This window comes from Pseudoalteromonas holothuriae (genome assembly GCF_945859825.1).
Classification (GTDB): domain Bacteria; phylum Pseudomonadota; class Gammaproteobacteria; order Enterobacterales; family Alteromonadaceae; genus Pseudoalteromonas; species Pseudoalteromonas holothuriae.
The window spans coordinates 44,804-66,859 of sequence record NZ_CAMAPC010000009.1 but is presented as its reverse complement, the minus strand read 5'-3'; the positions used below and the strand labels follow the sequence as shown (position 1 = coordinate 66,859).

The 22,056-nt window shown below is 39.7% G+C and carries 19 protein-coding genes; all 19 read right to left on the bottom strand.

What is annotated here, in order from left to right; all coding sequences use genetic code 11:
* Positions 1–10 precede the first annotated feature (10 nt).
* Complete coding sequence (locus OCI93_RS12680) at positions 11–2,383, bottom strand: penicillin acylase family protein (RefSeq protein ID WP_261594188.1); 2,373 nt, start codon at positions 2,381–2,383, stop codon at positions 11–13.
* 28 nt (positions 2,384–2,411) lie between these two features.
* Positions 2,412–3,188 carry a thioesterase II family protein gene (locus OCI93_RS12675; protein WP_261594187.1) on the bottom strand — a complete coding sequence of 259 codons (777 nt, stop codon included), beginning with the start codon at positions 3,186–3,188 and terminating at the stop codon, positions 2,412–2,414.
* 209 nt (positions 3,189–3,397) lie between these two features.
* Positions 3,398–4,084: a helix-turn-helix transcriptional regulator gene (locus OCI93_RS21085; RefSeq protein ID WP_315942818.1), complete on the bottom strand. Its 687-nt coding sequence runs from the start codon at positions 4,082–4,084 to the stop codon at positions 3,398–3,400.
* Between the two features lie 769 nt (positions 4,085–4,853).
* Positions 4,854–5,408 (bottom strand): hypothetical protein, encoded by a 555-nt coding sequence (locus OCI93_RS12665; RefSeq protein ID WP_261594186.1) that lies wholly within the window; start codon positions 5,406–5,408, stop codon positions 4,854–4,856.
* Between the two features lie 1,376 nt (positions 5,409–6,784).
* Positions 6,785–8,878: a winged helix-turn-helix domain-containing protein gene (locus OCI93_RS12660; RefSeq protein ID WP_261594185.1), complete on the bottom strand. Its 2,094-nt coding sequence runs from the start codon at positions 8,876–8,878 to the stop codon at positions 6,785–6,787.
* Positions 8,879–9,552: 674 nt separating this feature from the next.
* Positions 9,553–9,969: a F0F1 ATP synthase subunit epsilon gene (locus OCI93_RS12655; protein ID WP_261594184.1), complete on the bottom strand. Its 417-nt coding sequence runs from the start codon at positions 9,967–9,969 to the stop codon at positions 9,553–9,555.
* A gap of 14 nt (positions 9,970–9,983) precedes the next feature.
* Entirely contained in the window at positions 9,984–11,369 is a 1,386-nt protein-coding gene (gene atpD, locus OCI93_RS12650; RefSeq protein ID WP_261594183.1) for a F0F1 ATP synthase subunit beta, read from the bottom strand.
* Between the two features lie 32 nt (positions 11,370–11,401).
* Positions 11,402–12,262 (bottom strand): F0F1 ATP synthase subunit gamma, encoded by an 861-nt coding sequence (gene atpG / locus OCI93_RS12645; protein WP_261594182.1) that lies wholly within the window; start codon positions 12,260–12,262, stop codon positions 11,402–11,404.
* Positions 12,263–12,320: 58 nt separating this feature from the next.
* Positions 12,321–13,862 (bottom strand): F0F1 ATP synthase subunit alpha, encoded by a 1,542-nt coding sequence (atpA, locus tag OCI93_RS12640; protein WP_261594181.1) that lies wholly within the window; start codon positions 13,860–13,862, stop codon positions 12,321–12,323.
* 14 nt (positions 13,863–13,876) lie between these two features.
* Complete coding sequence (gene atpH / locus OCI93_RS12635; protein ID WP_261594180.1) at positions 13,877–14,410, bottom strand: F0F1 ATP synthase subunit delta; 534 nt, start codon at positions 14,408–14,410, stop codon at positions 13,877–13,879.
* A gap of 16 nt (positions 14,411–14,426) precedes the next feature.
* Positions 14,427–14,897 carry a F0F1 ATP synthase subunit B gene (gene atpF, locus OCI93_RS12630; RefSeq protein WP_261594179.1) on the bottom strand — a complete coding sequence of 157 codons (471 nt, stop codon included), beginning with the start codon at positions 14,895–14,897 and terminating at the stop codon, positions 14,427–14,429.
* A 41-nt stretch (positions 14,898–14,938) separates the two neighbouring features.
* On the bottom strand, positions 14,939–15,172 hold the full coding sequence (atpE, locus tag OCI93_RS12625) for a F0F1 ATP synthase subunit C (protein ID WP_004335261.1): 234 nt from the start codon (positions 15,170–15,172) through the stop codon (positions 14,939–14,941).
* Positions 15,173–15,233: 61 nt separating this feature from the next.
* Positions 15,234–16,094 carry a F0F1 ATP synthase subunit A gene (gene atpB, locus OCI93_RS12620; RefSeq protein WP_261594178.1) on the bottom strand — a complete coding sequence of 287 codons (861 nt, stop codon included), beginning with the start codon at positions 16,092–16,094 and terminating at the stop codon, positions 15,234–15,236.
* Positions 16,095–16,109: 15 nt separating this feature from the next.
* Complete coding sequence (locus tag OCI93_RS12615; protein WP_261594177.1) at positions 16,110–16,490, bottom strand: ATP synthase subunit I; 381 nt, start codon at positions 16,488–16,490, stop codon at positions 16,110–16,112.
* Positions 16,491–16,629: 139 nt separating this feature from the next.
* On the bottom strand, positions 16,630–17,559 hold the full coding sequence (locus OCI93_RS12610; RefSeq protein WP_261594176.1) for a ParB/RepB/Spo0J family partition protein: 930 nt from the start codon (positions 17,557–17,559) through the stop codon (positions 16,630–16,632).
* Between the two features lie 15 nt (positions 17,560–17,574).
* Positions 17,575–18,360 carry a ParA family protein gene (locus tag OCI93_RS12605; protein ID WP_261594175.1) on the bottom strand — a complete coding sequence of 262 codons (786 nt, stop codon included), beginning with the start codon at positions 18,358–18,360 and terminating at the stop codon, positions 17,575–17,577.
* Between the two features lie 14 nt (positions 18,361–18,374).
* On the bottom strand, positions 18,375–18,995 hold the full coding sequence (gene rsmG, locus OCI93_RS12600; RefSeq protein WP_261594174.1) for a 16S rRNA (guanine(527)-N(7))-methyltransferase RsmG: 621 nt from the start codon (positions 18,993–18,995) through the stop codon (positions 18,375–18,377).
* 15 nt (positions 18,996–19,010) lie between these two features.
* Positions 19,011–20,900, bottom strand: a complete 1,890-nt coding sequence (gene mnmG / locus OCI93_RS12595) for a tRNA uridine-5-carboxymethylaminomethyl(34) synthesis enzyme MnmG (RefSeq protein WP_261626533.1) — start codon at positions 20,898–20,900, stop codon at positions 19,011–19,013.
* Positions 20,901–21,323: 423 nt separating this feature from the next.
* Positions 21,324–21,770 carry an FMN-binding protein MioC gene (mioC, locus tag OCI93_RS12590; protein WP_261594172.1) on the bottom strand — a complete coding sequence of 149 codons (447 nt, stop codon included), beginning with the start codon at positions 21,768–21,770 and terminating at the stop codon, positions 21,324–21,326.
* Positions 21,771–22,056 lie beyond the last annotated feature (286 nt).

Here is a 22,056-nt window from a genome sequence, read left to right as displayed (position 1 = left end):
ATTTTTATTATTATTTATTTGGTTTTAGCGTTAGTTTGTACTTACCGTCACCCGGAAGTAGAGGCATGGGTTGTCCTGATAACCACTCTTGATGGCCAACGCCATAATATGGAGTAAATGGATTACCCGCTTGACCAACCGGCAGTGTTAAAATGGCTTTATCTTCTTTACCAGGAGAGACCACCATTCTCATTGAAGCACCAAAGTTACCTAATTGAGCGACCACTACGTTTTGGTCACCACTAACACTTTGTGCATCAAAGTTAAGTAACCAGCCTAGTGGTAAAATGCGCGTTAAAGGGTGCTCAAGCTTTAAGGTATTGATTTGTCCCCACTTTGCTGCAGTAACATCACCATCGTATCGCTGTGCATAAAATTGATACGTTTTGTTAACTAAAGCGTCGGATAAAAAAGACTCCCAACTATCAAAGCCACTAGGAATGAATTGCTCTGGTTGTTGAGTTAAGGTATCCCATACAGGTGCTTCCCACTGGTTGGTTAATTGCCACCACTTTAGTTTTGGGTTCTGCTCCAGTACATCAGCTGCTAATGTCAGCATAATGCCCTCTGCAACTTCATCCCTGAACTTGCGTAAAACACGGTACACGGCAGAGTTTTTATCAGCTTCGCCATGCCACTGAGATAGAAATCCTTCTAATTCAACACGTTGCGATTTTTCATCTAGTTGTGCAGCTAAATCAACTGCGAGTGCATGCCAGCGATCCATAAGTAATGCACGATCGTCAAGCTGTAGCGCATGCATTGACACCTCATCAAACTGTATTTGCTCATGTAGCAACTGACTAATTCTCGAAGCTCGAACACCCAATGCATAATTGGCAGCTACACCAAGTAATTTGGCATCTTCACCACCCACAACTCGGTTATTTGCAGTCCAAATTGCGCCTACTTGTTGAGAGTCAATTTGCGGGTAATCTTGTGGTGCCACCCAACCATTCCAGCCAGCATGAGTCGCATTTGAAAGTTGCGCCATGGTGCCATTGCTATCTTGTCTTTTTGGTATACGCCCCATCAAGGTCCAATTTAAATTGCCTTGTGTGTCTGCAAAAGTAATGTTTAAGTGAGTGATACCAGATTGCTGCGCCAACCGCGTTGCCGACTCTAAATCTGATTGCAATGCAATAAACCATGCTGTCAAGTTGTTACCTTGTGGGTAATGTGCAACCCAATTCAATGCATATAAGTCATCACCTTGCTCAATGACAGGTCCCCATAAAGTCTCTTTTACCAATAGAGAAACTGCCTCAGCACCTCGCACAGAAATTATTTCTTCAAATTGACTAAATGCTTGGGGACCTGTTGCCGTTTGATAATGGTCATCATCAACCAATGACAACTTGACTAAATCACTCCAGTCTCCATTTGAGTTAGTCAAACCCCAAGAGATTTTTGTATTACTGCCCGCTGCAATAATAGGTAACCCCGGTACTGTGACACCAGAAATAGCATGTTCAGTACCTTGATATGGAAATGACATTGATGCAGCAAACCATGTATTTGGAATACCCAGAGGTAAATGCATATCATTGGCGAGTAAAGCTTTATCATTTTGTTTGAAGTCTTTGGCAACCGCCCAGCTGTTAGAACCTGGCGTTGAGCCACCATAACTATTCGCTTCTTCCTGCTCCTTTTCATCAGTACCTATATGCGCCGTTCTTTTTATAGTCGATTGGGAAAAATCAAAACGAGCATGCAAGTCTGCGCTACCGTCAATTGGGCTATCCCATGAAGAGTTCCTAGCTTGCAAAAATGCCATGAAACTGCTGTCATAAACATCGGCTAATTGTGCAGTAACAAAGTCAGGATGTGGGTCTTTAGGCGCTTGTAATAACGAATACATTGCCATGTTAACCAAAATAGAATCTTCTTCTTTCCACAACTCAGGTGCTGTAAGTAATAAGTTATACTCGTATGGGTCTGCGGATAACTGAGACAATCCCGCATTAACGCCTTTTGTGTAGCTTTTCAACAACGCTTGCTGCTCTTTAGGCAACTGTGCAACTGCTTGCTGTGCTCTTACTCTAAAGCGATGTACTCTTACTTTGATATCTTCTTTGAGCATTGCATCGCCAAACAACTCAGACAATTCACCCGCAGCACTTCTGCGATAGATATCCATTTGGAAATAGCGTTCTTGGGCATGTAAAAAACCCAAAGAAAACACCGCATCATCACTATTTTTTGCATCGATTTGCACAAAGCCGCGGTGATCTCGGTCAATACTCACTACATCTTTTACTTCATCTAGCTTTGCATCTCCCGATAACATAGGCTGACCAAGCCAAATAACCGCGTAAACATAGGCTATTAGCAAACAGATCAAACCTGTTAATACAAGAAGTGCTTTCTTGAATGTACTCATGTTCCTAACCTTCAATAAAATGACCTGTTCAGGTCCAATGATTAATTTCTTTGGCGCAAGTCGACGATAACCAGCTATCACGAGAGATAGCTGACCTGACGATGTCCAAAACTTGAGATTGATGTGTATCTATAAAGAAATGTCCACCTTCAAAAGCATGGAGTTCATGACTGTCAAAATAACGGGCCCAGCTTTTTACCCTATCTAATTCAATGTCATCTTCCATGCCGTACAAAATAGACACTGGTGATATTATTTTTTCTGAACCGAGGTATTTATATTGCTCAGATATTTTAAAATCAGCTCTTAACAAAGGTTCAAGCATGATCATTAGTTCTTTGTTTTCTAGAATTTGCTTTGGTGTACCCGCCATGCTCTTAATTTCATCAAAGAATTCAGCTTGTGGTAGCGCATGAATTGGCTTTTTAAAACATCCTTGATCGGGCCCACCTGAACCCGATGCAAAAAAATGGATCGGAGCAGGTAGACCAAGCGATATCGCTTTTCGCGCCACTTCAAAGCCAACTCGACTACCTAAACTATGACCAAAAATTAAATATGGCCCTTCAAGCAGCGTGCTAATGTGAATAAAAAGCTCATCAATCAACTTCTCCATATTTGCAAGTGGTGCAGCTGCGAAGTGAGAGCCTCTCCCTGGTGCCTGAATAATATTGACTTCTACATCACTTAAACTTTGAGCCCATCCATTAAATATAGAGACGCCCCCGCCAGCATAAGGAAAACATAGTAATTTCGGCTTTCCATTTAATGCTCCTGATGGCTTAACAATCCATTTTTCCGACACTTTAAACTCCAGAACCACTTAAATAATATAAATAAAATAATGTCACATTAATCAACAATCAAACACTGTCAGATTTGACAATAAACAAAATAAGTTAATAAAAAACAATCATTTAAAAAAGGCACAACTGAACATTCCGAACTTTAATTCAGAAAAAAGGGACACTAATATTAATTAAATTAAATAAGTTGAAGTGATGTTATATAAATTTATATAACATCATTTAAAATGCACTTAACAATGGCTTGTTGGCGATTACTGCTACCCGTTTTATTAATACAGTTGGCGAGGTGAAAGTTGACAGTCCTTTCTGATATTCCTAATATTTGACTAATTTCCCATGATGTTTTGCCTTCCGAAGCCCATAACAAGCAGTCTTTTTCTCGGTTTGTAATATTGAGGTGACTGTCACGACATCGCATCGCCGCATTAAGCAAATAAGGTGACAAAATTGTCCAGAACCAATCAATTAGGTCAATACTCTTAAGCTCGATAAAGTCTTTAGGAATATTAAATACCAAAGCACCGACAATACCGGATACGCCTCGCAGCGGTAAAACGTAAAGATGTGCAATATCGGTACGTTCAATTAATAATGATTCTAGTGATGTCAGTCGAAAGGCATTTTTACAATATTTATATATTTCTTCACTATCGAGGTAGCCCTCAACTTCAGTGCAGTACTTACCATATAGATGCCTTTGATAGGTTTTAGTCGACAATGGCGCATAGTCAATAAATGCTAAACACTCATATCCAGAACTCAAGGCTATATCGCTTAATGTTGTTGTTAGTTGCTTACCTTGTTCTACGTTCTCAAACTTAGTCATAGAGTCATTCAACACTGAGCGACTATTAAACGGGTCATAAAATTCACTTTCAATTTGCTTTTGCATAATTAACTCCGTGCATAATGTATTTAATAAAATGACACAAAGTAACTTGTGTTCGTTACCTATTGTGAGTGTACAAAATGCATTCGTCAAAATCGCAAAAACAAAAAACAAACACTAAAAATCAATTAGTTATCAAAGAACATTATAAAAAAAATGATCTCAATATTGATTGATAATGCCATAGTTCTCTCGCAATATTCGCTCACTTTTACTGCAAGGTCCATTCGACCTAAATAACCTCAGATCTCAATAATCGAACTTGTCCTCTATCAAGGCGATTTCATTTGTAATATAACAAGTGAAATCGCCTTGATATTGAAAAAATATCATTGTTATGTGATTTATAATGTGAGTAATTGCATATTTACTATTTCAAAACCCTTATCCAAACCTGAAGTTAAATATAATGTACGCAGCACTTGTTCATTCATAGCTCTGGTAAATATTGCAAAGTTAATATCGACAGAAACTCTCGTCCTAAAAAACGACAGCCTTAATGACCAGACAGTTTAAAGGGAATGACAAACGACAATGAGTAACAATAAAGGTATTTTGTTGAGGAGTTTTCGCTGCCAGTAAGACATTTAATAGCTATAGGCCCATGTTTTAAGACCTGCAGATAACACAAGGCAGCAGTACTTAACAAATAGAGTACTGCAAATATGGGAGGTTTTATATAAAAATGAAAAGCCCTAAAATGTGAGCTAACATAGAGGTTAAACAGAGAAGAAAACGACCATAAACACAATAAAGTGAATCTATACTGATACTACAATATAGCGTCTAAACAAGCTTGCTTGCTCGGATACATGGTCAAATCTGGTTTGAGGCTTAACTGGTATAACGCGCTATAATCAGATGAGGCAAGCGTTAGAGAAACTAGTAGCTTTTTAGGTTTAACAACATCAATATTGAACTGCCAATAGCCACTTTCGCTGCAAGCCCAAAGTTGGGCACTTTGCTGCAGCTTTTTTTTATATATATCGTCAATAAAGTACCACCCTAATACCAAATCAGACTGAACTTTGTACAACATTTCACCCGTTGAGAAACTAGCCCCAACTGAGAGCTGATTATTAATATACTCTAAATAACCCGCAGTTCTTGACGTTATATTTCGACTTTTTTTATCTTCCCCTTTGGAGTAAGTCAAAAGGACTTGCCCTTTAACTACTTTGTCTCCCTGCCTCAAATCGTATCCGTACTCAACAGTCCCTGATTCCCTAGAATAGTAGTACTCGTGCGCAGGCTCCTGTAGTTGAAGAGCACCAACTACAGGCTCAACTGCAAATGACAGTACAAACATGGAATAAGTAAAGCCCAAATGATTCTCCTTATAGAAACTTGCAACTATTAATGTATAAATAACACCTCTAAAATGATGCTTAATGTGGAGGCTTATTTGTAAATGTTTCAGTTTCTGATGAAAGACCACCTACAATGTGCTTTGTTTGTTTTGTATCTAATACAGGAGTACCTGAGAGCAATTTAACTTTCTTTGTTTTTAGCTTTAGTTTGAAATTAGATAACATAATGTATTTCCTTTGTTGTTATTGTTGAGAACGACTATTACTTTAAACAAACTCAGTGTTTTTATGTAATTATTAATCCTTACACTTACCTTCATAAGGTTTAACTTAAACCACTGATAAAAAAGCTTATTTTTATTTAAAATCAAACATTATCTAAACCTTAGTGAAAATACTGGATAAACACTATAATTTCAGACCAATAAAAGTCTTAAAACGCGTTTCTCAAAGAGATGCAAGTAACTTTTAACGCGTTTTTATCACTAAAGCAGTTTTTAGTGGCGTAGTTAAATCGTCTGAGATTTAAATAAGCTCACTATTTTAACTATGCTGTTTTTGCTCACTCTTTGCGGTGCTTTCATTTAGCCATTACTGCATTAAGTAGCCTTAATGTTGAACTAAATATCACCATTTTATGATGAGTAAGTTGATTTCTTAATTAGTTACTATTTGAAATTCCTTACCCAAACCAGAAGTTAAACAATAAAAACAACCTCACTAGTAGAGCATGTAAAACAATTTTATAGGTAATTATGAATAGCAAAAAGTGAGCGTAAGATATAGTTCTAAACAATAGTTTAAACTTTGACGAGAGGTTGGCATCATCATAACCCACATGATTACTAGGGCGTGTTGATCTTTGAGGTATGAATTTTTTAAATCAAAGGCTTTCAATGCTAGGAATGGGCTATGTTGCATTAAAAGCCCATGACAACGCAGTGTAAGTCTTTGGTTGAACCCTTTGGGCAGGGGGCATTTTTCTAGGTTATCACCTGATTTACATAGCAGAACTATGCGGCGTAGGTTCTGCATTGGGAAAACACCCAAATGACTGCTGCAAAAAAGATCAATACGCCCTAACCAGCTATAAATTGAATACAGCCCAGTATTAAACTTATACGTATCTAATGAATATCAATACTGATAATGAAAAATATAGATTATTTAGCTTACCTAGCACCACTTTTCATTGTTTTTAACTATCTCAATGACGTTCACCATTCAATTCACGCTAGAAAGCGGCAATCACTGATTTAAACTTACCACCGCTTGATGTAGGCATGCTTTTTTGACGTACGAGTAATACTTATTCAAACCTGATATAGCTCATTAATGGATAAGTTTTACTATTTTAACCTCAGTTCTGAAAAGGCGAACTTGCCCAAGGCAACTATTTTACTTCATCAGTAATTTTAATATCTAAAAGCTGATTCTCATTTACTTCAATTACATTCATCCATAATGCATCATTATGTACCGTGTAACTAATATCCTTAATCACATATTTAGCTGTATCTATCGAATATATTTCTTCTGCATTGCCTTTTTTACTTGGGTCTATACGATACACTCGAGCACCATCAGAATGATAAATATAACTATCTCCAACTGCAATTGAATGTCTATATCGCGCTTTAGGCAAGTCAAATTCTTGTAACGTTTTTCCGGTATTCATTTCATATAGTAAAATAGTGTCATTTGAAGATAACGAAATCAATGTATTGTCATCAAGACCACCTATCCACAATGTATTTAACGTGGGTATAGGAACATTTTTCTTAGATTTTAATGAATATTTATAGGAGCTACTATTAACCTTATGTTCATCCAAAACCACGTAACCCACTTCACTATGGTTCAAAAACTCTGCTGATATAATTCCACTACTTACCTCAATACTATCAACGAGCGACAGATCAGAGTATCGATATATTTCAATGCTACGACGATAGTGAACCAGTAATAAATCATCTTTTTCATGGTACCTAATACTACGAATGTCACCAGGTGGTATTTCTAAAACATGACTATTACCGTTATTATCTACCTGAGTAACAACCCGATCACTACCTTGCGTAGTCAATACCATATAACCTTGTTTAAACTTGATTGGGCTTATGCTGCCGGCACTCAACTGTATATCTGCACTCATCGCGCCTTTATCTGGGTCTAGCGTGTATATATAAGATACAAACGGATAGCTCACCATCAATATTTCATTTTGACTTAAAAACTGAAAAATCGCGTAACTCTGAGAGGTATTTAGCTTCTCTTTTTTGACTAGCTTTCTTTTACTTAAACTGTAACCGAAAACGATATTCTTTACATTGTCGAACCACAATAGAAGATCTGATTCAACATCATAATTTACCGACCAAATTCGACTCGATGACTCAAGTAGTTTAATCTGATTACCGCCATCAGGGTCTGTCATATACAACTCATTGGTATCATACTGACGGCGCTCAAATAGCAGCACTTCTTTTTCCGGAATGTAAGTTAAGAACTGGTCACCGTAAGAGTTTAAGTTAGGCGAGCTTATTTGAAACTCTTGTCCAGTTTTTAAATCTCTGCTTGTTAATGCAGCAAGCTCATCTCGATTTCGATAGCCTGATTTGGAGTAAATAATACGATCTTTACCAACACCACTACCACTAACAAGACCCCTCATATTGCACTCAAAGAGCATTCGATTGCCTTCACTAAAGTCGGCCTTAATTTGCCATATCTGGCATGTTACATCAGTTTTAGCTCGGTAATATAGTATACTTGAATCTGTTGACCACCCTAATGGATAGTAATTTACACCTTCTTCTCCTAAACGCCGTTCATACCCACCACCAAGCTCCTTAACGACTAATGAGTAATATTTAGTGCCTTGTGGTGCAAAAGAAAAAGCCAATAATTTCTTATTAAATGAAAGGCGCAAATTCGTATAACGACCAGGTACCCATGATAGGACTTTCTCTTCTATATTCTTTGTTTTAATTGGCAACTGACTTTCTTGTACTGAGTAATGTGAGGTGAAAAAATAGCCGACTACAATAATTGTTAAAACACTGGCTAAGAGTACAAACCCTTTTGAGCGCATAGTCTTCGTTTTTTTAGAAGGTAAAGGGTCTTTCATTTTTGGCTGCTTAGCTGCAACCTGAAGTGGCTCTTCACTTAAATCAGGATGGTAAATAATCTCAGGCTCAAGAAAAAAACTATACCCTTTCCTATAGTGAGTTTTAACAACAATGCCTTTTTGCATATCTGATTTTAAAATTTTCCGTAATTCAGACATAGCACGATTAATGGCATTATCATCAACATATTTTTGACACCACACATCATCAACCAGATCCTGACGGGTAATGATCTGTTCGTTATTAATGATAAAATAGCAAAGGAGTCTAAATAGAAGTGGTTCAAGTTCTCTTTCTATCGAACCATCATAAATACACTGTTTCTTTGGGTCTAAGCTCCAAGTCCCAAACTTCACTTCCTTAACCTGCCGTGAAAATCTTACTTCATTCATTATGAGTAATGTAGTGTCCTTATATTCTATTGAGAATTGTACCGACTAATGATCTAAACTCAATAAAAATATTTATAAAGTGCTAATTATTTGCAAATTAATAGTACAAATAAACACCTCTAACTCGTCACATTTTGTACTATTAATTTAACATAAAATAAGGAAAGTAGTAGTCTCTTCTTAAGAGTTCATCTTAGGTTTAGATAAGGGTTTTGAAATAGAAGATACTTTGTAATTCACATTACTTGCTATCCAATGACCTTTTGCCCAATATCAAGACAATTTCACTTGTAATAGCGAATTATTATACCTATTGCATTAAACAGATGACCAGATATTGCAACAGATAAATGGCTTTGGGGCTGTTGATCTTTGAGATATGAATTTTTTAAATCAAGTGCTTTCATTATGTGAAATGAGTAATGCAGCATAATAGTTTATGTTCGCTGCGAATGACAAAGTAGTGGAGGCCTTTAGTTGAAGCTTTTGGGCAGCGGTATATAGTTATTTATTCTATGTGAGTCATTTAGCTCGCTAGAATGATCAATATTTTAATAATAATTGGTATTACTAACAGTTTGGTTATAAAAAAGCCCACACTAAAAAGTGCGGGCTTTTTAAACCAGATAGGTTTGTATTTATTTACGCAATTGACGGATAACACGTAGCTGAGCAATTGCCTCAGCTAACTGTGCAGCTGCAGCATAGTGATCAAGTTCACTTGCTCCACCAGATTCCATTTGTGCTTGCGCTTCGCGTTTAGACTGCTCAGCAGATTGCTCGTCCAAGTCTTCACCACGTAATGCAACGTCCGCAAGAACGGTTACAATATTGGGTTGAACTTCAAGTGTGCCACCTGCAACATAGATGATTTCTTCTTCACCATCTTGTTTTACTAAACGCACCATACCAGGTTTTAGGCCAGTCAATAATGGGGCGTGACCTGGGTGAATACCCAGCTCACCTTCACTACCGGTCACTTGGATAGTCGAAACAGCGCCAGAGAATAAGTTCTGCTCTGCACTTACTACGTCAAGATGTACTGTCGAAGCCATATCAACCCCCTAAATTACATGTTTTTAGCTTTATCAACTGCTTCGTCGATAGAACCAACCATGTAGAAAGCCTGCTCTGGCAATTCATCAAAGTCACCATTTAAGATGCCTTTGAAGCCTGAGATAGTGTCTTTCAGTGAAACGTATTTACCAGATGCACCTGTGAATACTTCAGCTACGAAGAACGGCTGAGATAGGAAACGCTGGATTTTACGTGCACGAGATACAACTTGCTTATCTTCATCAGAAAGCTCGTCCATACCTAAGATTGCAATGATGTCTTTAAGCTCTTTATAACGCTGAAGAACTGTTTGAACGCCACGTGCAGTGTCATAGTGTTCTTGACCAATTACTTGAGGATCAAGTTGACGAGATGATGAATCTAATGGGTCTACCGCAGGGTAAATACCTAAAGATGCGATATCACGTGATAGTACAACTGTTGCATCTAAGTGAGCAAAGGTTGTAGCAGGAGATGGATCCGTCAAGTCATCCGCAGGTACGTATACCGCTTGGATTGAAGTGATTGAACCAGCTTTAGTAGACGCGATACGCTCCTGAAGTACACCCATTTCTTCAGCTAGTGTAGGCTGGTAACCTACCGCTGATGGCATACGACCTAGCAGTGCTGATACTTCTGTACCTGCAAGTGTATAACGGTAAATGTTATCTACGAAGAAAAGTACGTCACGACCTTCGTCACGGAACTTCTCTGCCATAGTAAGACCCGTCAAAGCAACACGTAAACGGTTACCTGGAGGCTCATTCATCTGACCGTAAACAAGCGATACTTTATCAAGTACGTTTGAATCGTTCATTTCATGATAGAAGTCGTTACCCTCACGAGTACGCTCACCAACACCTGCGAATACTGAGTAACCACTGTGCTCGATTGCGATGTTACGGATAAGCTCCATCATGTTTACGGTTTTACCTACACCGGCACCACCGAATAGTCCAACTTTACCACCTTTAGCGAACGGGCATACAAGGTCGATTACCTTGATACCTGTTTCTAGTAGTTCGATTGAACTTGATTGATCTTCATAAGAAGGCGCTGCACGGTGAATTGACATACGCTCGTCTTCACCAATTGGACCTGCTTCATCGATTGGCTGACCCAATACATCCATGATACGACCTAGGGTCTTTGTACCTACTGGAACTTTGATTGGCTCGCCAGTACCTTCGACTGCAGTGCTACGACGCAAACCGTCAGTAGTACCTAGTGCGATTGCACGAACAACGCCGCCACCTAGTTGTTGTTGAACTTCTAGAGTCAAACCAACTAAGTCGCCTTCTGTAATTTTTACTGCTTCATATACAGCTGGCACGCTATCTTGTGGGAACTCGATGTCCACAACGGCGCCGATAATTTGGACGACCTTACCTAAACTCATGTCTATTCCTCTCGTTAAACTTTGCCGAAGCGTTATACCGCAGCCGAACCACTCACAATCTCACTGATCTCTTGTGTGATTGCAGCTTGACGTGCTTTGTTGTAAACAAGTTGCAGCTCATCAATTAGGTCACCGGCATTATCAGTTGCGGCTTTCATCGCAACCATACGGGCAGCCTGTTCAGAGGCAGCATTCTCAACTACACCTTGATACACTTGTGATTCAATGAAGCGTACTAACAAAGTCTCTAAAATAGACTCTGGGTTTGGCTCATACAAGTAGTCCCAAGCGTGAGCTGATACTTCTTCTTCAGCTTTTGGCAAAGGTAATAACTGATCGATTACTGGCTCTTGCTTCATGGTATTAACAAAATTGTTGTATACCACAAATAAACGGTCAATTTTGCCTTCTTCGTATGCTTCTAACATCACTTTTACAGGACCAATTACATCCTGAACAGAAGGCGTATCTCCAAGACCTGCTTTTTTAGCAAGTAGTTGACCACCAAAACGTTTAAAGAAAGCAGCAGATTTACCGCCTAAGGTTGCAAATTCTGCAGTTACACCTTTTTCTTTCCACGCTTGTACGTCTTGTGTCACTTTTTTGAACTCATTGGTGTTCAAACCGCCACACAGACCACGGTCAGTAGAGATAACAATATAACCAACTCGCTTCACATCACGCTCAACTAAGAACGGATGGTTGAAGTCAAGATTAGCTTGAGCAATACGACCGATCACTTTGCGTAAGTTCTCAGCGTATGGACGGCTTGACGCTACGCGCTCTTGTGCTTTCTTCATTTTAGAAGCAGCTACCATTTCCATCGCGCTGGTGATCTTTTGAGTATTTTTAATACTCCCGATCTTGCTTTTAATCTCTTTTCCGCTGGCCATGACTCTCTCTCCGAATCAAGGTGAGTGTTAGCGATAACACCCACCATGCATAACTAAATTACCAAGTTTGCGTTGACTTGAACTTCTCAAGAAGTTCTTTCAACTGCGCTTCGATCTCGGCGTTATAGTTACCTGTTTCATTGATTTGAGCCATTAGCTCTGCGTATGTGCTATTCGCGTAACCGATAAGACCTTCTTCGAAATCACCGATTTTCGCGATTTCAACATCTTTCAAGAAGCCTTTTTCAGCAGCAAATAACGACAGAGACATTTCAGCAACAGACATTGGTGCATACTGTTTCTGTTTCATTAGCTCTGTTACGCGCTCACCGTGCTCAAGCTGAGCTCGAGTTGCATCGTCAAGGTCTGAAGCGAACTGAGAGAACGCCGCTAGTTCACGATATTGAGCTAGCGCTAGACGGATACCACCACCTAGTTTCTTAACGATTTTAGTTTGCGCAGCACCACCTACACGAGATACCGAAATACCAGCATTTACTGCCGGACGGATACCTGCGTTAAATAAGTCAGTTTCTAAGAAAATCTGACCATCGGTGATTGAGATAACGTTAGTAGGTACGAATGCAGAAACATCACCACCTTGAGTTTCAATGATTGGCAATGCCGTCAATGAACCTGTTTTACCTTTCACTTCACCATTAGTGAACTTCTCTACGTAATCAGCGTTTACACGTGATGCACGCTCTAAAAGACGCGAGTGAAGGTAGAATACGTCACCTGGGTATGCTTCACGACCTGGTGGACGCTTAAGTAGCAATGAAATTTGACGATAAGCAACAGCTTGCTTAGACAAATCATCATATACGATTAGCGCATCTTCACCGCGGTCGCGGAAGTATTCACCCATAGTACAACCAGCAAATGGCGCTAAGAATTGAAGCGCAGCTGATTCAGAAGCAGATGCAACAACAACGATTGTGTTTTCAAGTGCACCGTGCTCTTCAAGTTTACGTACTACGTTCGCAATAGTAGATGCTTTTTGACCAACCGCTACGTACACACATTTAACGCCTGTACCTTTTTGGTTGATGATAGCATCGATTGCTAGTGCAGTTTTACCAGTCTGACGGTCACCGATGACAAGCTCACGCTGGCCACGACCAACTGGTATCATTGCATCGATAGACTTATAACCAGTTTGTACTGGCTCATCTACTGATTGACGTTCAATTACGCCTGGTGCAATTTTCTCAACTGGTTCAAAGCCGTCATTATCTAGTGCACCTTTACCATCGATAGGCTGACCAAGTGTGTTTACAACACGACCTAATAGACCACGACCAACAGGTACTTCTAAGATACGACCAGTAGATTGTACTTTTACGCCTTCTTTAAGGTCTGCGTAAGGACCCATAACTACTGCACCTACTGAGTCACGCTCAAGGTTTAGTGCAATAGCATAACGGTTGCCAGGAAGCTCAATCATCTCACCTTGCATACAGTCAGCTAGACCATGGATGCGGATGATACCGTCAGTAACAGATACAATAGTACCTTCGTTACGTGCTTCACTTACAACTTCAAACTGCTCAATACGTTGTTTGATCAGCGCAGAAATTTCTGTGGAATTAAGTTGCATGCTCTTTTTCCCAATTACGATTGTAGCGAAACCGCTAAGCGGTCAAGTTTGCCTCGGACAGAGCCGTCAATAACGGTGTCACCAGCTTTAATAACTAGGCCGCTAACTACGGCTTCGTCAATGCTACAATTCAGCTTAACTTTGCGTGCGAAACGTTTTTCAAGTGCCGCGACCAATTTGTCTTGTTGCTCAGCAACAAGCTCAGTTGCAGAAACCACATCAACATCGATTTCTTTGTCATATTCTGCTTTAAAATCAGCAAAAATATCAGCAACTGCTGGAATCGCGGCTAAACGCTTATTTTCGGCCATCAGCTTGATAAGATTCTGACCCTGTTCGTTGAGTTGCTCAGCACACACTTTCAATAAAATGTCAGTTTGTTCTGATGCAGTCGGCATACTTGAAAGCAAGGCTGACACTTGTTCATCGCTGGCCACTTGACCGGCGAAGAACAACATCTCATTCCAAGCTTCAACACTACCTTTTTCAACGGCAAGTTCAAAAGCCGCTTTAGCGTATGGGCGAGCGATAGTAGTCAATTCAGACATGCTCATACCCTCCTAATTACAGCTCAGCGACAAGTTTTTCAACGATGTCACTGTGTGCGGCTTGATTGATTTCACGCTCTAAAATCTTCTCAGCGCCAACCACTGCCAGAGTAGCAACCTGCTTACGCAAATCCTCTGTCACACGGCTACGCTCTGAATCAATTTCAGAGTGTCCTTGAGCAATAATTTTTTCACGCTCTTGCTGACCACGAGTTGTCTCTTCGTCAACAATTAACGCTGCACGCTTTTTAGCTTGTTCAATGATATCGGCCGCTTGAGATTTTGCTTCTGTCAACTGCTCTGCAGCTTCTAGGCGCACACGCTCAAGTTCTTGTTCGGCTTTATCAGAGGCAGCTAAACCATCTTCGATTTTTTTCTGGCGAGCTTCAATTGCACCATTTAGTGGTGGCCATACGTACTTCATACAGAATAATACGAAGACCGTAAATGCAATTAATTCACCGATAAGAGTGGCGTTTAAGTTCACAACCGCTCCTCCTTAAATAGTAAGCTGTTCAAAAAATAAAATTAAAGTACGAACAACAATACCATCGCGATACCAACACCAATCATTGCTACCGCATCGATTAGACCAGCTAGGATAAACATCTTAACCTGTAGTGAAGGTGCAAGCTCAGGTTGACGCGCACATGCTTCTAAAAATTTACCACCCATGTTACCGAAGCCAATCGCAGTACCGATAGCGCCGAAACCGATAAGTAAAGCTACAGCGATGTACTTAAGACCTAATACTAGTTCCATTTTTTTCTCCAAAGTTTCAATTGTAAATTAAAGTTAAAAAGTTAAATTATAAATATAAAAATTAGTGGCTATTATTTGAGCTTGCCATGCTTAGGTATACCACTGTAAGCATCATAAATACGAATGCTTGAAGCCAGATAACCAACAAGTGCAAACATGCCCAGATAAAGTGCAACGGCAATTGCATTAAACCTACAGCGCCAATCAAGATGAAAATCAATTCACCAGCGTACAAGTTACCGAATAAACGTAGCGCTAATGAGAAAGGCTTGGTAACAAGTGCAATCGTTTCAAGTAACAAGTTAAACGGGATCAATAAAATTTGAACCATCTTATTGTTTGAACTAAACGGATGCAAAGTAAGCTCAGCAATAAAACCGCCGATACCTTTCATTTTAATCGAATAACCGATCATCAATATGAACACACCAATTGCAAGCGCAGCTGTTAAGTTAATATCAGTGGTAGGTACAATTTTCATGTACACATCATGTGAATCCATACCGAATGCGCTCTCGCCGACAAAACCAGCAAACGCAGGTAAAAAGTCAACAGGGATCAAATCCATTAGGTTCATTAAGAACACCCAAACAAATATTGTTAGGGCTAACGGTGCAATTAACTTGCTATTGCCGTGGTATGTGTCACGTACGTTGTCACCAACGGACTCAACTATCATTTCAATAAAGCACTGAAATTTACCAGGCACACCGGTGGTTGATTTTGAAGCGGCACTTCGGAAGATCCATAAAAATACTAGACCTAAGCCGATTGACCATGCGAGGGTATCTATATGCCATGTCCAGAAACCACTGTCCGCACATGCTTTGTTGAAGGCCAAACCGGTATCGGTCGAACACATCTTAGCATTGGTCAAGTGGTGCTGAATATGGCTTGATAGAGTAACTTCTTCTGCAGCCATGTTTTATCCCAAAAGTTAATGATTAAAAAAAATCGGTGCAAACCATTGTGTGAACAACACCAGTATGTAGCAGCAAAAAAATGGCACAGCCATGACTGAAAAATACTTAAATACCAGTGTAAACAAACACACAGAAAGCAAAAACTTTAATCCATTGCCTCGTTTTATCGAGTCAAATACTTGTTCTGCTTTACTTGCGCCCATATACCGAAACGCATACAAAGCAAAAACAAAATTAGGAAGTACCGAAACAAGCCCACCAGCAAATGCTGAAGCGCCAGCTTGTACTCCCCAACCAACAAAAACGGTTACTGCTGCGACTACTGTCACGATTCCCTGAAGCATTATGCCTTTTAATGCGGCCCGGCGATATGGGCTGGCTAACGATTGAGTCACTTTATATTAACCTTTATGGCACTGTATTGCATCAGGGCATGAAAAACTGGCGAAATTATACTTATTTTTGGTGATTTTGCAACTTGAAGGGGACAAATGAAGCGCTTTTTCGGCGCTACATTTGCGTATTTTTCACACTTTAGGAAGGTTGTTGCATATCAGATTGAATACGACCCAATATACCGTCTAATTCATCCAAATTTGCATATGAAATAACTAATTTGCCCTTGCCTTTTTGGTTGTAATTTATTTCTACCTTTGCCCCCAGGTTTTCGGCCAGCTGTTGTTCTAACAGTTTGACATCTGGATCTTTTTCTTTTGCTTGTTTTTTATCCACCGGTTCTAAAATAGCACGCACTAGCTTTTCAGTCTCTCTTACCGTCAACGCTTTGGCAACTGCCGTTCTTGCAGCTTCTGATTGCGGTTCTCCGGAGAGTGCTAATAAGCAACGCGCATGGCCCATTTCGATATCACCGTGCTCCAACAAAATTTTAACATCATCATTAAGATTATTGAGTCTAAGTAAATTGGTGACCGTAGTACGAGATTTACCGACAGCCTCAGCAACTTGCTGATGGGTCAATTCAAATTCATGTAGTAACCTATCCAATGCAACGGCTTCTTCCATGGCATTTAAATCTTCTCGCTGAATATTTTCAATTAAAGCAATAGCGACCGCGGCTTCATCTGCTACATCTTTTAAGATACACGGTACGACATCAAGTTCAGCTATTTGTGCTGCACGCCAACGACGCTCACCCGCAATAATTTCAAATTGATTTTTAGTTACACAGCGCACAACGATAGGTTGAAGCACGCCTTGAGCTCGAATTGAACTGGCTAGCTCTTCTAATGCCTGCTCAGACATATCTTTACGCGGTTGGTACTTGCCCGGCTGTAAAAACTCTATAGGGACATGCTGTAATTGCCCATCACTAAATCGCTCTACTGTAGTATCAAGTTCTTTACTATCGTGATGAACCGCAACAGGCTCTTTATCTGGAGCTGGCTTTGATGAACTGAGTAGGGCGTCCAAGCCTCGGCCTAAACCACGTTTTTTTACCGACATGTTATTATTATCCTCTTAGGCAACCGCTGCGGATTGTTTTTCTTTACGACGTAACATTTCGCCTGCCAAAGCTAAATAGGCTTTTGCACCACTTGATGCCCGGTCATAATACATTGCTGGCGCACCAAAACTTGGAGCTTCCGCTAAACGCACATTACGCGGGATCACCGTGCGGTATACCTTATCTCCAAAGTGCTGTTTTAGCTGCTCAGACACATCATTCGCTAAACGATTTCGTGGATCATACATGGTGCGCAAAATACCCTCTATCTGCAATTGAGGGTTCACTAGCTTAGCCAGTTGAGTGATAGTATCCATTAAGGCCGTTAGCCCTTCCAGTGCATAATATTCACATTGCATAGGAACTAATATTGAATCAGCCGCAGCCATCGCATTGACAGTCAGCATATTCAGCGAAGGGGGGCAATCTATAAAAATAAATTCATATTTATCTTGAATAGTATCCAATGCATTACGCAAACGCACTTCACGGGCAAACAACTCCATCAACTTTACTTCTGCTGCAGTAACGTCTCCATTTGCTGCAATAAGATGATATTCACCAGACGTTTCTTTACAGATGACATCATCTAATGATTGCTCTTCTATTAATAAATCATAAATGGTTGCGACATCACCATACTTGTCGACACCACTGCCCATCGTCGCATTACCTTGCGGGTCTAGGTCAATTAATAATACCTTGCGCTTAGTTGCCGCCATCGATGCTGCTAAGTTAACAGCCGTCGTGGTTTTGCCAACGCCACCTTTTTGGTTTGCAATTGCAATGACTTTTGCCACGTTGCCCTCGAATACTAATCTTTAGAAAGAATAATTAAATGACGCTCAGCATCTAACTCTGGCACGTTAAGATGAATATCTTGCTGCAATTTTACGCCTGCAGGCAATTGTTCAAGTTCTTGCGCCGGGAATTGCCCTTTAAGTGCCAAATAATTTCCAGACGGGTCTATTAGGTGTCCACACCAATCAACCATATCTTGCAATGATGCAAAAGCACGACTAAGTACCCCATCTAATTTAACACTTGGTTGATATTCTTCAACACGAGACTGCACAGGAGTTACATTATCTAGTCCAAGTGCATGTTTTACTTGCGTTAAAAAACGTACACGTTTACCTAAACTATCCAATAATACAAATTGCGTATTAGGCAGTGCAATCGCCAATACAATACCCGGTAACCCAGGGCCTGTACCAACATCAATATAGTGTTGACCGTCTAGATGAGGCGCAACCATTAAAGAATCCATGATGTGCTTAACCATCATTTCCTTAGGACTGCGTACTGAGGTTAAATTGTAAGCCTTATTCCATTTGTCTAATAACTCAACATATTGCACTAATTGCTGTTGTTGATGTTCACTTAGCGCAATGTCCGTTTGCGCTAATAAAGAAGTTAGTTGTTGCTGTAACACAGTATTCCTATGCTACTACGCAGACTTGCGTAGTAGCCCTTGCTTTTTCAGATACACTAATAATAACGAAATAGCGGCCGGGGTGATACCAGAAATACGCGAAGCTTGGCCTATAGTCTGTGGACGCACATCCGTTAACTTGGCGACAACTTCGTTAGATAAGCCACTTACTTGTGAATAATCATAATCTGTTGGCAATAGGCTTTCTTCGTGACGAAGCTGTTTATTTATCTCGTCTTGTTGACGTGCAATATAACCGGCATATTTAGTTTGGATTTCAACTTGCTCAAGTGCTTGAATATTAGTTGAATCAGATGCAAAACCATCGATAGCCATTAGATCATGATAAGCAACTTCAGGGCGACGAATAAGATCTTCTAAACTCGCTTCGCGGGCTAAAGGCGTTTTAAGTAAATTGTTAACTTGATCAATTGCATGATGATCTTTGTGGATCCAAGTTGATTTAAGTCGTTGAGATTCAAGTTCCATCACCTCTAACTTATCGTTATAGGCCGCCCAACGATTATCATCAACAAGGCCAAGTTCTCGACCTTTTTCAGTTAAGCGCAGATCAGCATTATCTTCACGTAATAATAAACGATATTCAGCACGACTAGTAAACATACGGTACGGTTCTTTTGTACCAAGTGTTGCTAGGTCATCGATCAATACACCGGTATAAGCTTGGTCTCGACGCGGTGTCCAAGCATCTAAACCTTTTACTTGCAGTGCCGCATTCATACCTGCAATTAAGCCTTGTGCAGCCGCTTCTTCGTAGCCTGTTGTGCCATTAATTTGACCCGCAAAAAACAATCCATTAATAAATTTAGTTTCTAAAGATTGCTTTAAATCACGAGGGTCAAAAAAGTCATACTCTATGGCATAACCAGGACGACAAATATGTGCATTTTCAAAGCCTTTTATTGATTGAACTATTTGTAATTGCACATCAAACGGTAAACTGGTAGAAATACCATTTGGATATAATTCATAAGATGTCAGCCCTTCTGGCTCTACAAATATTTGATGCTTATCTTTGTCTGCAAAACGTACAATTTTATCTTCAATGGAAGGGCAGTAACGTGGACCAATGCCTTCTATTACACCTGCATACATAGGAGAACGGTGTAAATTTTCCCGAATCACATCATGCGTTTGTTCATTTGTATAAGTGATATAACATGGGATCTGTTGTGGATGATCTGATTGTTTGCCCATAAATGAAAATACCGGCGTGGGTGTATCACCTGGTTGTTCTTGCATCACGGAAAAATCAACAGTACGTGCATCAATACGAGGAGGAGTACCTGTTTTTAAACGATCCACTCTAAACGGTAATTCACGTAGACGTTTTGCCAGTGCAATTGAAGGTGGATCACCTGCACGACCCCCTTTAAAGTTTTCCATGCCAATATGAATTTGACCACCTAAGAAAGTACCAACGGTTAAAACAACCGAATTGGCAGAGAAACGTAGTCCCATTTGAGTTACTACGCCTTTTACTTGATCTTGTTCAACAATCAAATCATCACAAGATTGTTGGAATATTTTTAAATTTTCTTGTTTTTGCAAGATATTTTGAATAGCTGCTTTGTAAAGCACTCTATCAGCTTGTGCTCTAGTGGCTCGCACCGCAGGGCCTTTAGATGAATTAAGAGTTCTAAATTGAATACCGCCTTGGTCGATGGCTTTCGCCATAGCTCCACCTAGTGCATCAATTTCTTTTACTAAATGACCTTTGCCAATACCACCAATGGCAGGATTACATGACATCTGACCTAAGGTGTCCATATTGTGAGTTAACAATAATGTGTTCATGCCCATACGAGCTGAAGCCAATGCTGCCTCGGTGCCTGCATGTCCACCACCTACTACAATTACGTCAAAATGTTCATGATAAATCATTTACGGGATCCTACTTAAAAACAACCAGCAAATTCTGAGAGGGAGCGTATTCTACCTAGAAATGCGAAGAAGTGAAATGTTTAAATAATGAGCAACACATAAAAAGGTTAAATTAGATCTCTAATAATATATAAGGATCTTTTTAAAGATCTTTTATTAGATCTTATTATTAGTGATCCCATTATCTGTGGGTAAGGCTGTATTTACAATACAAATCAATCATTTATAGCTGATCAATAGGTGTGAATTAGATCGGATCAAAGGGCAAATAAGCTCTGATCAAAACGGCTACTTATACACAAGGGGAGATCCGAAGATATTTATCCCATGGATAACTATGTTTAGATCACCCTTTAGATCAAGTGTTATCCACAATTAGAAATTATATAAAGTAAAATTGTGCATAACTTATTGACAAGATCTTTATTTACCTTGTGGTAACACTGTAACAAGCTGAGGAAGCCAAGCTAATGCAGTATCTTCTGGCAATGCTTCATCTAACACATTGATCTCTAAACTTGGTAATAGCTGTTTAGCACCCTTATTGCTAAGCAATTGTTCGCAATTTCTAGCTGCATGGTTATAGGTGTCGTAGCTTGTGTCACCCAGACCGACAATTGCAAACTGAATGTGATCTAAATTATCTTGCTGATCTAGTTGGCTAATAAAAGGTAATAGATTTTCTGGGTAATCACCTGCTCCGTATGTTGAGGTAACCACCAGCCAAACTGGCTGGGTGATATCATTCAACATCGGTGTTTCGTGTAGAACTGCATTAATATCTTGATCTTGCAGTACTTCTTTAAGCTGCTCTGCGACATATTCAGCCGAACCCATTTGACTACCAATGATGATCTCTAAATGTTGCATGCGTTAAACACCTTCGTTGCGAATGTCGACATCATAAAGACCTTGTGGAAGAAGTAAAGAGGCGTCAATTCTAATTGGATAAAAAATAACGGTCAAAAAACCTTCTAAATTGGTTTTTTATATGTAACTATATGAAAAATAAAGGGTGTAATAATTTATTCTTACGTGGTTTTGGGTAAGAAATTTGTGGATAAGCTGCCTGTATGTTCTCTATAAAATTATCACTTCACCTTATATTTCTGAAAGAATTAAACGTACTCTAGCTTAAACTTGTGTATATAAAGAT